The following is an 11,822-nucleotide window of genomic DNA, read 5'->3' as shown; positions in this document are numbered from 1 at the left end:
CGCCGGTCGCCCGCTGCCGCCGCGCCTCGCCCCGCGCGCCGGCCTGCCGCCGCGTTCCCGCGCCGGGGCGAGGACCGCCGAGCCGGCGCCGCCGGTCCGTCGCGGCCGCCGCGCCGTCGTCGCCGGGCGGGTGATCGCGGCCGTGCTGTCGGTGGCGCTGCTGGCCGGCTCCGGCTGGGGCTGGTACCTCGGCCGGGTCGCCGATGCCACCGTCAACCGCACCGACGCGATCCCCGCCGAGGGCAACGACGGCGCCGGTGAGGCGATGAACCTGCTGCTGGTCGGCAGCGACAGCCGCAGCTCGCTGACCGAGGAGCAGCTCGCCGAGCTGCAGGCCGGCACCGACTCCGGCGTCAACACCGACACGATGATCCTGGTGCACGTGCCCGCGAACGGGGCACGGGCGTCGTTCGTCTCCTTCCCGCGTGACTCCTACGTGGAGATCCCCGGCCACGGGATGGACAAGCTCAACGCCGCCTACGCCTACGGCTACGCCGGGGTCGACGCCGGCGCGTCGGAGAACCAGAAGCAGGCGGTCGGCGCCCAGCTGCTCGTGCAGACCATCAGCCGGCTGTCCGGCCTGGAGATCGACCACTACGCCGAGGTCGACCTGCTCGGCTTCTTCAACCTCACCTCCGTCGTCGGCGGGGTCGAGGTCAACCTCTGCAACGCCGTCGACGACTCCCGGTGGTCCGGGGCCGTGTTGCCGGCCGGTCCCCAGGTGATCAGCGGCGCCGACGCGCTCAAGTTCGTCCGCCAGCGGCACGGGCTGCCCGGCGGCGACCTGGACCGGATCGTCCGCCAGCAGGTGTTCATCGCCGGCGTGCTGCGGCAGATGCTGTCCGACGAGGTGCTGCTCGACCTCGGCAAGCAGCGCGAACTGGTGGAGGCCGCCGCGGAGTCCCTGACGGTGGACAAGAACCTCAACCTGCTCCAGCTGGCCGAGCAGATGCAGTCGGTGACCGCCGGCAGCATCGACTTCCAGACCGTGCCCAACCTCGGCCCGGACACGGAGGGCAGCATGTCGATCGTCCGGCTCGAGGACGCCGACACGGTCCTCGAGTTCTTCGCCGACCTCTCCGCCGAACCCGAGGAGGCGCCGGAGGCGGCCGCCCCGCCGGCGCCCGCCGACCCCTCCGACGTGTCCGTGGCCGTGTTCAACGGCTCGGGCACCAGCGGGCTCGCCGCCAAGGCGCAGGGCGAGCTGGAGGCCGGCGGCTTCTCGGTCGCGTCCGCGGGCAACGCGGACAGCTCCGACTACGAGCAGACCGAGATCCGGCACGCCGAGGGCGACGAGGCCCTGGCGGCCGCGGTCGCCGCCGTCGTCCCCGGCGCGGTGACCAAGGTCGGTGACGACGTTCCGTCGGGCACCGTGCAGCTCGTGCTCGGCTCGGACTTCAACGGCATCGGCCAGGCGACGGACGCCCAGGCTCCCGAGGCACCGGCAGCCCCGTCGGACGCGCCCCGCACCGCCGCCGACACCGGTTGCATCAACTGATCGCGGCGCGGACGGCCTGACGGGTCAGGCGACGACGCGGCCGCGCAGGATGGTCCGCTGCGGTCGCTGCAGGGTGTCGAGTTCGGCGCGCGGATCGGTCTCGTAGACGACGACGTCGGCCTGCGCCCCCTCCTCGATGCCGCGCAGGCCCAGCCACTCCCGTGCCTTCCACGAGCCCGCCGCCAGCGCCGCCTCGGCCGGGATGCCGGCCTCGCACAGCGCGCGGATCTCGTCGGCGATCACCCCGTGGTCGATGCCGCCCCCGGCGTCGGTGCCGGCGAACACCGGCACCCCCGCCTCGTACGCGGCCCGCACGACGGCCCCGGAGTTCGCGTACAGCCGCCGCATCGTGCTGGCGTAGGTCGGGAACCTCTTCTCCCCGGCTTGCGCGAAGCCGGGGAAGTTCTCCACGTTCACCAGCGTGGGGACGACGGCGGTGCCGCGGCGGGCCATCTCGCCGATGAGGTCCTCGGTCAGCCCGGTGCCGTGCTCGATGCAGTCGATGCCGGCCTCGATCAGCGCGGGGAGCGCGTCGGTGCCGAAGGTGTGCGCGGTGACCCGGGCGCCCTCCTCGTGGGCGGCGGCGATCGCGGCGGCGACGACGTCGGCCGGCCACTCGGGCGCCAGGTCCCCGACCGCGCGGTCGATCCAGTCCCCCACCAGCTTCACCCAGCCGTCGCCCCGGCGGGCCTGCACCCGGGTCTGCTCCACGAGGTCCTCGGGCTCGATCTCGATGCCCAGGCCCGGGATGTAGCGGCGGGTGCGGGCGATGTGCCGGCCGGCCCGGATGATCGCCGGCAGCTCGGGGTCGTCGTCCAGCGACCGCGTGTCCACCGGTGACCCGCAGTCGCGCAACGCCAGCACGCCGGCGTCCCGCTCGGTGAGCGCCTGGGCGCGCACCTCGGCGAGGTCCTCGGCGTGCCCGCCGCCGCGCAGGATGCCGACGTGGCAGTGCGCGTCCACCAGTCCGGGGATCAGCCAGCCGCCGCGGCTGACCGTCTCCGCGCCCGGCACCGGCTCGAAGGTGAACCGGCCGTCGCGCACCCAGACGTCCCGGTGCTCCCCCTCGGGGAGCACCACGCCGGCGAGGTGGAGCGCGGGCCCGCTCACTTGCCCTGCTGGTCCTTGAACTGGTCGAAGTTCAGCTTGCTCAGGTCGGGCAGCCCCTGACCCGGCGGCAGCCCGGGCATGCCACCTGGCATCCCGCCGCCGAACGGTGAGGCACCCGGGAACCCGGCACCGGGCGGGAGGCCGGGCGCACCCACGGGCCGGCGGGCGGGACCGCCCTTGGCCTTCCCCTTGCCCTTCTTGCCCTTGCCGCGCGCGGCCTGGGCCTGCTGCTGCCGGCCGCGCTGCTTCTTCGACATGGGGCCCATGCCGGGCAGGCCCATGCTGCCGGCCATCTGGCTCATCATCTTCTGCGCCTGGGCGAACCGCTCCAGCAGCGAGTTGACGTCGGTGACCGTCATACCGGACCCGTTGGCGATCCGGACCCGCCGCGAGGCGTTGATGATCTTGGAGTTGACGCGCTCCTCCGGCGTCATCGACCGGATGATCGCGGTGACCCGGTCCAGCTCGCGGTCGTCGACCTGCTTGAGCTGCTCCTTCATCTGCCCGGCGCCCGGCAGCATGCCCAGCAGGTTGGCGATCGGGCCCATCTTGCGGATCGCGATCATCTGCTCGAGGAAGTCCTCGAGGGTGAAGCCCTCGCGCGAGGCGAGCTTGCCGGCCATGCGCTCGGCCTGCTCGGCGTCGAAGGTCTTCTCGGCCTGCTCGATCAGCGTGAGCACGTCGCCCATGCCGAGGATGCGCGAGGCCATCCGCTCGGGGTGGAAGACGTCGAAGTCGGTGAGCTTCTCGCCGGTCGAGGCGAACATGATCGGCTGCCCGGTCACGTGGCGGACCGAGAGCGCCGCACCACCGCGGGCGTCGCCGTCGAGCTTGGTGAGGACGACGCCGGAGAAGCCGACGCCCTCCTGGAACGCCTGCGCCGTCGTCACGGCGTCCTGACCGATCATCGCGTCGACGACGAACAGCGTCTCGTCGGGCTGCACGACGTCGCGGATGTCGGCCGCCTGCTGCATCAGCTCCGCGTCGATGCCGAGCCGGCCGGCGGTGTCGACGACGACGACGTCGTGCATGGTGCGGCGGGCGTGGTCGATCGAGTCGCGGGCCACCTGCACCGGGTTGCCGATGCCGTTGCCCGGCTCGGGCGCGTAGACGTCGACCCCGGCCTGGCCGGCGACGATCGACAGCTGGTTGACCGCGTTGGGGCGCTGCAGGTCCGCGGCGACCAGGAGCGGGGTGTGGCCCTGCTCCTTCAGCCAGCGGCCCAGCTTGCCGGCCAGCGTCGTCTTACCGGCACCCTGCAGACCGGCCAGCATGATGACGGTCGGCGACTGCTTGGCCAGCCGGATGCGGCGGGTCTCGCCACCGAGGATCGTGATGAGCTCCTCGTTGACGATCTTGACGACCTGCTGCGCGGGGTTCAGCGCCTGCGAGACGTCGGCCCCGCGGGCGCGCTCCTTGACCGCGTCGATGAAGGCCCGGACCACCGGCAGCGCGACGTCGGCCTCGAGCAGCGCGATGCGGATCTCGCGCGCCGTCGCGTCGATGTCGGCGTCGGAGAGCCGACCCTTGCCCCGAAGGCCGGTGAAGACCTTGTCGAGGCGGTCGGAAAGGGTCTCGAACACAGCACGTCCTCACAGAGCTCACGGGCGCGGGCTCGCCGCGCCACCTGCTCCCAGCGTATCGAGTGGTGAGGAACCGGGCGGCCCTGCCGCAGGGTCCCGCCGCGAGCCTGCGAGTGGTGGGGGGCGGGAGGGTCCTTCCTCAGGCCGCGCGGGCGGGCGCGACGGCGACGGGCAGGACCGCCGCGTCCCCGGTGATCACCGCGGTGCCGCAGTCGGCGCAGATCCACTCGGGGCACTCGCCGCCGTCGGCGGTGTGGCCGTCGGCGCAGGGCGGCTGCACGAAGTCCTGGTCCTCCCCGCAGGTGGGGCAGGGCCACTGGCGGCTGTCCACGACCGGGCTCCTCTCGGCAGGTGGGACCGTTGGCGTCCCGACTGACCTCGACGGTCGCACGCCCCTGTGACAGAACTCCGGAAGTCAGCGGGGCGTGTCGGCCGGGCTCCCGCCGCGGGTGGCGGTGATGAGCGCCGCGTCCACCCGCGCGCGCTGCCCCGGGTCCACCGGCGAGCCCGACGGGTTGGCCACGTAGAAGCAGTCGACGGCGTCCCCGCCCAGGGTCTCGATGCGGGCTCCGGTCACGTCCAGCCCCTCCCCCGCGATCGCCGCGGTGAGCCGGTAGAGCAGGCCGGCGCGGTCACCGGCGCGCACCTCGACGATCCCGGTCGCGTCCCCGCTGACCTCGCCGTTGTGCCAGGAGATCCGCGGCGGGGCCGACCGGCCGTCCTCCCGGTAGTCCGCCTCCCGCTGCCGCAGCCGCTCGGCCAGCGGCAGGGTGCCCTCCAGGGCCGCGCGGACGCCGTCGGCCAGGATCTCCGGCACCGGTGCCCGGCCGAACCGGGGCCGCACGGAGAAGACCCCGGTGCCGTAGCCCTCGGCCACCGTCATCTTGGCCGCACGCACGTCCAGCTGGTTGAGCGCCAGCACACCGGCGCAGGTGCTCAGCAGACCCGGACGGTCCGGGGCGCGCACCGTCACCTGCTGGCCGTCGGGGACGTCGGCGATGCCGACGGTCACCGCCCCGGCGACGTCCCCGGCGTTCGGCAGAGGCGCGATCACCTGCGCGCTGGTGGGGTGCAGCACCGGCGCGGGCGCGGCCGACGGCGTGCCACCGAGCGCCCCCTGCACCCGCGCGACGAGGCCCGCCACCAGGTGCGCCTTCCACGGCGACCAGGCCGACGCGCTCGTGGCCGCGCCGTCGGCCTGGGCCAGCGCGTGCAGCAACTGCAGCACCGAGGCGTCCCGGCCGATGGTGTCGGCGACCCGCTCGATCGTGGCGGGGTCGTCGATGTCCCGGCGGGTGGCCGTGGCCGGCAGCAGCAGGTGGTGGCGCACCAGGGTCGCCAGCGTGGCGACGTCGTCCGGCCCGAAGCCCATCCGGGTCGCGATCTCGGCCGCCACCGGCTCCCCCACCACGCTGTGGTCGCCCGGATAGCCCTTGCCGATGTCGTGCAGCAGCGCCGACACGAGGAGCAGGTCTGGCCGGTCGACGTCGCGGGTCAGCTCGCTGGCCGCGGCGGCGGCCTCCACGAGGTGCCGGTCGACGGTGTAGCGGTGCCAGGGGTGGCGCTGCGGCAGCGAGCGCACGCGGTCCCACTCCGGGAGCAGCCGCGACAGCAGCCCCTCCTGGTCCAGCTGCTCGAGCACCCGCACCGCCGAGCGGCCGCTGGCCAGCACCCGCAGGAACGACCAGCGGGCCTCCGGCGGCCACGGCTCGGGCATCGGCGGGCTGTGCACCGCCAGCACCTTGAGCGTGTACGGGGAGAGGAGGAGGTCGGCGCGGGCGGCGGCTGCAGCGGCCCGCAGCGCCAGGCCGGGGTCGGCGGCCGGGCGGGCGTCACGGGCGAGCACCACCTCGTCCCCCTGCCGGACGACACCGTCGGCCAGCGGCTCGCGATGCACCCGGCGGTAGCGGCCCCGGGGGCGGCGGACCAGCGCCGACTCCACCCGGCGCCAGGTCTCGTCGGCCACGAAGGCCAGCCGCCGCCCGGCCAGGCTCACCTCGCGCAGCAGCACGTCCTCGTCGGCCAGGCCCAGCGCCGCGGCGACCGGCCGCTGCTCCTGGCGCACCAGGACGTCACCGGCGCGGCCGGAGCGGCCGCGCAGCTCGTCGCGCACGTCGAGGAGGAACGCGTAGGCCTGCTCGGCCTCGGCGCTGGGCTCGTCGGCGAGCTGGGCGGCGGCCATCGCCCGCAGCACCTGGCCCTCGCGCAGTCCGCCGTAGGCCTCCTTGAGGTCGGGCTCCAGCAGGAACGCCAGCTCCCCGACCTGCCGGGCGCGCTCCCGGCGCAGATCGCGCAGCTGCGGCAGCAGCCTCGAGGCGTGCTGCCGCCAGCTGGCCAGCGTGGCGGTGCGCAGCCGCCCGGCCAGCTCGGCGTCGCCGGCGACCAGCCGGGCGTCCAGCAGCCCGAGGCCGGCCTTGGGGTCGGTGGAGGCCACGGCGACGGCCTCGGCGACGGAGCGGACGGAGTGGTCGAGCCGGACGCCGGCGTCCCACACGGGGTACCAGAGGGCGTCGGCGATGGCCGCGATCTCCGGCCGCCCGTCGTGGACCAGCACCAGGTCGAGGTCGCCGTGCGGGGGCAGCTCCCGGCGGCCGAGGCTGCCGACGGCCACGAGCGCGACCCCGTCGGTGCCCGAGCGGGGCGGCGGGCCACCCCGCCGGGGCTGGGTCGGCGGGGTGCCCCCGACCGCCTCGGCGAGCAGCCCGGTCAGCCACTCGTCGAGAGCGGCCACCCGCTCGGCCCGGCCCAGCCGCGGCAGCGCCTCGGTGTCCAGCACGACTCCCCCTCGCACGTGTTCGACAGTGGGAACAGCGGGCGCCGGCCGGGGGCACGGTGTCCCGCTCCCCCGGCCGGCGCCGTCACTACTGCCGACGCCGCGGGTCAGACCGCGTCGTCGCCGCGCTCGCCGGTGCGGACGCGCACGATCTCGTCGATCGTGGTCACCCACACCTTCCCGTCGCCGATCTGGCCGGTCGAGGCGGCCTCGACCACGGCGTCCACCACGCGGGCGGCGTCGAGCTCGCTGACGACCACCTCGATGCGCACCTTGGGCACGAAGTCGACCTGGTACTCCGCGCCGCGGTAGACCTCGGTGTGCCCGCGCTGCCGGCCGAAGCCCTGCACCTCGCTGACGGTGAGCCCGGCGATGCCGATCAGCTCCAGGGCGTTCTTGACGTCGTCGAGCTTGAACGGCTTGACGATCGCGGTGACCAGCTTCATGCCAGGGTCCTCTCGGTGTTGCGGGCCTCGGCGCGAGCCTGGCCGGCCAGTGGGGCGGTGGAGCCGCTGCTGCCGAGCGAGGCGAAGTCGTACCCCGATTCGGCGTGCACGACCGTGTCGATACCGGTGATCTCGTCCTCCTCGCTGATCCGGAAGCCCATCGTCTTCTGGATGACGAAGCCGATCACCAGCGTAAGGACGAAGGAGAACACCAGGACGGCGAGTGCTCCGACGACCTGCCGCCAGAGCTGGTCGACGCTGCCGCCGAACAGCAGGCTCTCCACGCCGGCCGGGGCGTCGGGGTCGGCGAGGAAGCCGACCGCGATGGTGCCCCAGAGCCCACCGACCAGGTGCACGCCGACGACGTCGAGCGAGTCGTCGAAGCCGAACCGGTACTTCAGGCCGACGGCGAGGGCGCAGAGCGCACCGGCGATCACGCCCAGGATCACCGCACCCACCGGCGACACGGCGGAGCAGGCCGGGGTGATGGCGACCAGACCGGCCACCACGCCGGAGGCGGCGCCGAGCGAGGTGGAGTGCCCGTCGCGGAGCTTCTCCACCAGCAGCCAGCCGAGGGTGGCGGCGGCCGTGGCGGCCAGCGTGTTCACCCAGGCGACGGCGGCGGTGTTGTTGGCGGCCAGCGCGGAGCCGGCGTTGAAGCCGAACCAGCCGAACCACAGCAGGCCGGCGCCGATCATGACCAGCGGGAGGTTGTGCGGGCGCATCGCCTCGCGGCCGAAGCCGCGCCGCTTGCCCAGCACGAGCGCCAGCGCCAGGCCGGCCGCGCCGGCGTTGATGTGCACCGCGGTGCCACCGGCGAAGTCGATGGCCGCCAGGTCGTTGGCGATCCAGCCGCCGACGTGGTCCTCCAGGCTGAAGTCGAAGACCCAGTGCGCGACCGGGAAGTAGACGATCGTCGCCCAGATGCCGGCGAAGACCATCCACGCGCCGAACTTCGCGCGGTCGGCGATGGCACCGGAGATCAGCGCGACGGTGATGATGGCGAAGACGGCCTGGAAGCCGACGAACGCCATGGCGGGCAGTCCGCCGTCGGCGCTCGTGGTGTCCTCCATCAGGCCCGCGAGGCCGAAGAACTCGCCGGGGTTGCCCAGCAGACCGAGGCCGACGTCGTTGCCGAAGGCGACCGAGTAGCCGTAGAGGACCCACAGCACGCTGATCAGCGCCAGCGCGCCGAAGCTCATCATCATCATGTTCAGCACGCTCTTCGCGCGGACCATGCCGCCGTAGAAGAGCGCGAGGCCCGGGGTCATCAGCAGCACGAGCGCCGCGCTGACGAGGATCCAGGCGGTGTCGCCGGTGTTGACCACGGCAACCTCCTCCAGTGTTCGGGGCCGAGGCGACCCGTGTCGAGTGGCGTTCACCGTGCCGGGACCGTGTTTCCGGCGACGGCGGCGTCGCGTTTCGGGATCGTGAACTCCCCGCCACGTGTCCGCCCGGTTCGTTGCGGTCGTGTTGCGGAGCCCCCTGCCCTCGCCCGTCAGGGGCTCGACATCCCAGTTGCGAACAATGTGCAATAAGGTCGACGCCGTGCACGTCCCCGATGGATTCCTCGACGTCCCGACCTCCGTGGCCACCGGCGCGCTCGCCGCCGGCACCGTCGCGCTGGCCCTCCGCAAGGCCCGCACCGAGCTCGACGACCGCACCGCGCCGCTGGCCGGGCTCACCGCGGCCTTCGTCTTCGCCGGCCAGATGATCAACTTCCCGGTCGCCGCCGGCACCAGCGGCCACCTGATCGGCGCCGTGCTCACCGCCGTGCTCGTGGGGCCCTGGACGGCGGTGCTATGCATGACCGCGGTACTGCTCGTGCAGGCGGTCCTCTTCGCCGACGGCGGGCTGACCGCGCTCGGCACCAACGTCACGCTCATGGCGCTGCTGGCCGTCGTCGTCGGCTACGGCGTCTTCCGCGGGCTGTCCGCCGTGCTGCCCCGCACCCGGACCGGCGTGCTGACCGCCGCCGGCGTCTCCGCCTTCCTGTCGGTGCCGGCCGCCGCCCTCGCCTTCGTCGGCCTGTTCGCCCTCGGTGGCGCGGTCGACCTGCCGCTGGGCACCGTGGTCTCGGCGATGACCGGCGTCCACCTGCTGATCGGCCTGGGCGAGGCCGCCATCACCGTCGCGATCGTCGGCGCCGTGCTCGCCGTCCGGCCCGACCTCGTCCACGGGGCCCGCCGCATCTCCGCGGCGACCGTGCTCGAGGACCGCCGGCCCGTGGCCGCGGAGGTTCCCCGATGAGCCGCCGCGGTCGCACCCTGTGGATCGTCGGCGTCGCGCTCGCCCTCGTCGTCGCCGGCGTCGTCAGCTGGTACGCCAGCTCCTCCCCCGACGGCCTGGAATGGGCGGCGGAGCGGGCCGGCTTCGCGCACACCGCCGAGGACAGCGCGGTCGCCGGCTCGCCGCTGGCCGACTACCTGTGGAACGGCGAGGAGGACCGGCTCTCGGCCGGCGCGGCGGGCGTCGTCGGCGTCCTGGTCACCCTGCTGCTCGCCGGTGGCGTGACCTGGCTGGTCCGCCGCCGCGGCGTTCCCGGCCAGGGCTGAGGTGGGCGCGGGCCACGGGGCCGCCCTGTCCGCCCGCTACCTGCCGGGCGGCACCGCCGTCCACCGGCTGGAGCCGCATCCCAAGCTCGTGGCGGTGCTGGCCTTCGCCGTCGTCGTCGTGCTGACGCCCGTCCAGGCCCCGTGGGCGCCGGCCGCCTACGCCGGGTACCTGCTCGCCGTGCTCACCGCAGCCGCCGCCGCCGGGGTCGGACCGGCCCGGCTGCTGCGCGGTCTGGTGGTGGAGGTGCCGTTCGTCGCCTTCGCGCTGCTGCTGCCGTTCGTGGCCCGCGGACCCCAGGTGGAGGTGCTCGGGGTGTCGGTCTCCCAGACCGGCCTGGCCGCCGGTGGCGGGCTGCTGGCGAAGGCCACGCTGTCCATCCTCGCCGCGACCGTGCTGGCGGCGACGACGGAGCCGCGGGCCCTGCTGCGCGGCCTCGAGCGGCTCCGGCTGCCCCAGGTGCTCGTGCAGATCCTGATGTTCATGATCCGGTACGCCGACGTGGTCGGCGGCGAGCTGCACCGCATGCGGGTGGCCCGGGAGTCGCGCGGGTTCACCGGTGGCGGGCTCCGCGGCCTGCGCATCCTGGGCGCGACCGCCGGGGCGCTGTTCGTCCGCTCCTACGAGCGCGGCGAGCGGGTGCACCTGGCCATGGTCAGCCGCGGCTACACCGGCAGCCTCCCCGGTGCCCCTGCCGCCCCGGTCGACGTCCGATCGTGGGCGCTGGCCCTGAGCCTCCCCCTGGCGGCAGCGGCCGTGCTGCTGACCGGGATGCTGCTGGGGTGAGTCCCGCCCCGCCGTCCCTCCTCGTGGAGGACCTCGCCTTCGCCTACCCGGACGGCCACCAGGCGCTGTTCGGCGTCGACCTGCGGATCGAGCGCGGCGAGCGGGTCGCGCTGCTGGGACCCAACGGTGCGGGCAAGACGACGCTGGTGCTGCACCTGAACGGCATCCTGCGGGCCGGCCGCGGCCGGGTGACCGTCGCCGGGCTACCGGTGGAGAAGCGCTCGCTGCAGGAGGTCCGCCGCCGGGTGGGCATCGTCTTCCAGGACCCCGACGACCAGCTGTTCATGCCCACCGTCGGTGAGGACGTCGCCTTCGGGCCGCGCAACCTCGGACTGCCCGAGGACGAGGTCACCGCCCGGGTCGCCGACGCCCTGGCCCAGGTGCGGATGGCCGACGCGATCGACCGACCGCCGCACCACCTGTCGTTCGGGCAGCGCCGGCGCGTCGCCGTCGCCACGGTGCTGGCGATGCAGCCGGAGATCGTGGTCCTGGACGAGCCGTCGTCCAACCTCGACCCCGCGGGGCGGCGCGAGCTCGCCGAGGTGCTGGCCGAGCTGCCGGTGACCCTGCTGATGGTCACCCACGACCTGCCCTACGCCGCCCAGCTGTGCCCGCGGTCGGTGATCCTCGACGGCGGAGTCGTCGTCGCCGACGGGCCGACGGCGGAGCTGCTGGAGGACGCGCCGCTGCTGGCCGCCCACCGGCTGGAGCTGCCGTACGGGTTCTCGCCCCGCCCCGGTCCGCGACCGGCCTGCTCCTGAGCCCTGTCCTGCGGATCACCGCGGGGACGAACCGCCCTCATTCGTGCGGACGTGGTCATCCGCGCCTGCATGACCGCGTTGATCCGCATGGAGGTGGAAAGCGCCGAGGGGCAGGTGTCTCACAGGACGCCCGTGCAGGGACGTGGGTGGTGGCGCCCGAGCTCCGCAGGACAGGCCCTAGCCGTGCCCTAGCTGTGATGCCCAGGCACGTTGGTCGAGGACCTGCGATCACAGTGTCTGAGCTGTAGATGGGCGAAGGCCTCCCGGTGTGGAGTGGAGCTGTCGAGGAACCGCTCCGCCACCAGAGGAGGC

The 11,822-nt window shown here is 74.2% G+C and carries 11 protein-coding genes; 5 read left to right on the top strand and 6 right to left on the bottom strand.

Annotation, left to right across the window (positions count from 1 at the left end):
- Nucleotides 1-13 precede the first annotated feature (13 nt).
- Complete coding sequence (locus C5507_RS21455; protein WP_104530525.1) at nucleotides 14-1,498, top strand: LCP family protein; 1,485 nt, start codon at nucleotides 14-16, stop codon at nucleotides 1,496-1,498.
- A gap of 24 nt (nucleotides 1,499-1,522) precedes the next feature.
- Here C5507_RS21455 and C5507_RS21450 read toward each other — a convergent pair whose 3' ends face one another.
- The 6 genes from C5507_RS21450 to C5507_RS21425 form a co-directional block, all read right to left on the bottom strand.
- On the bottom strand, nucleotides 1,523-2,608 hold the full coding sequence (locus C5507_RS21450) for an amidohydrolase family protein (protein WP_104530524.1): 1,086 nt from the start codon (nucleotides 2,606-2,608) through the stop codon (nucleotides 1,523-1,525).
- The gene (gene ffh, locus C5507_RS21445) at nucleotides 2,605-4,191 is read right to left on the bottom strand and encodes a signal recognition particle protein (RefSeq protein ID WP_104530523.1); all 1,587 of its coding nucleotides are present in this window, start codon (nucleotides 4,189-4,191) and stop codon (nucleotides 2,605-2,607) included. The genes C5507_RS21450 and ffh overlap by 4 nt, the downstream gene beginning before the upstream one ends.
- A 139-nt stretch (nucleotides 4,192-4,330) precedes the next feature.
- Nucleotides 4,331-4,522, bottom strand: coding sequence for a hypothetical protein (locus C5507_RS21440; protein ID WP_104530522.1), 192 nt, complete (start codon nucleotides 4,520-4,522; stop codon nucleotides 4,331-4,333).
- Nucleotides 4,523-4,606: 84 nt separating this feature from the next.
- Nucleotides 4,607-6,982: a [protein-PII] uridylyltransferase gene (locus C5507_RS21435; RefSeq protein ID WP_242611111.1), complete on the bottom strand. Its 2,376-nt coding sequence runs from the start codon at nucleotides 6,980-6,982 to the stop codon at nucleotides 4,607-4,609.
- Between the two features lie 89 nt (nucleotides 6,983-7,071).
- Nucleotides 7,072-7,410, bottom strand: coding sequence for a P-II family nitrogen regulator (locus C5507_RS21430; protein ID WP_104530520.1), 339 nt, complete (start codon nucleotides 7,408-7,410; stop codon nucleotides 7,072-7,074).
- Complete coding sequence (locus C5507_RS21425) at nucleotides 7,407-8,738, bottom strand: ammonium transporter (RefSeq protein ID WP_104530519.1); 1,332 nt, start codon at nucleotides 8,736-8,738, stop codon at nucleotides 7,407-7,409. The genes C5507_RS21430 and C5507_RS21425 overlap by 4 nt, the downstream gene beginning before the upstream one ends.
- A gap of 220 nt (nucleotides 8,739-8,958) precedes the next feature.
- On the opposite strand from C5507_RS21425, the gene C5507_RS21420 reads away from it, so the two are divergent.
- The 4 genes from C5507_RS21420 to C5507_RS21410 are packed head-to-tail and all read left to right on the top strand — an operon-like array spanning nucleotide 8,959 to nucleotide 11,510.
- Nucleotides 8,959-9,660, top strand: a complete 702-nt coding sequence (locus tag C5507_RS21420; RefSeq protein ID WP_165400453.1) for an energy-coupling factor ABC transporter permease — start codon at nucleotides 8,959-8,961, stop codon at nucleotides 9,658-9,660.
- A complete protein-coding gene (locus C5507_RS22760) occupies nucleotides 9,657-9,965 on the top strand; it encodes a PDGLE domain-containing protein (protein ID WP_165400454.1) in 309 nt (102 codons plus the stop codon). Before C5507_RS21420 ends, C5507_RS22760 begins: the two co-directional genes overlap by 4 nt.
- A gap of 1 nt (nucleotide 9,966) precedes the next feature.
- On the top strand, nucleotides 9,967-10,749 hold the full coding sequence (cbiQ, locus tag C5507_RS21415) for a cobalt ECF transporter T component CbiQ (protein ID WP_104530518.1): 783 nt from the start codon (nucleotides 9,967-9,969) through the stop codon (nucleotides 10,747-10,749).
- Entirely contained in the window at nucleotides 10,746-11,510 is a 765-nt protein-coding gene (locus C5507_RS21410; RefSeq protein WP_104530517.1) for an energy-coupling factor ABC transporter ATP-binding protein, read from the top strand. The genes cbiQ and C5507_RS21410 overlap by 4 nt, the downstream gene beginning before the upstream one ends.
- Nucleotides 11,511-11,822: the final 312 nt, after the last annotated feature.

The sequence above is a fragment of the Blastococcus saxobsidens genome (genome assembly GCF_002938435.1).
Lineage (GTDB): Bacteria > Actinomycetota > Actinomycetes > Mycobacteriales > Geodermatophilaceae > Blastococcus > Blastococcus saxobsidens.
Note: the sequence above shows the minus strand (reverse complement) of the source record. Positions and strands in the feature narration are given on the sequence as shown.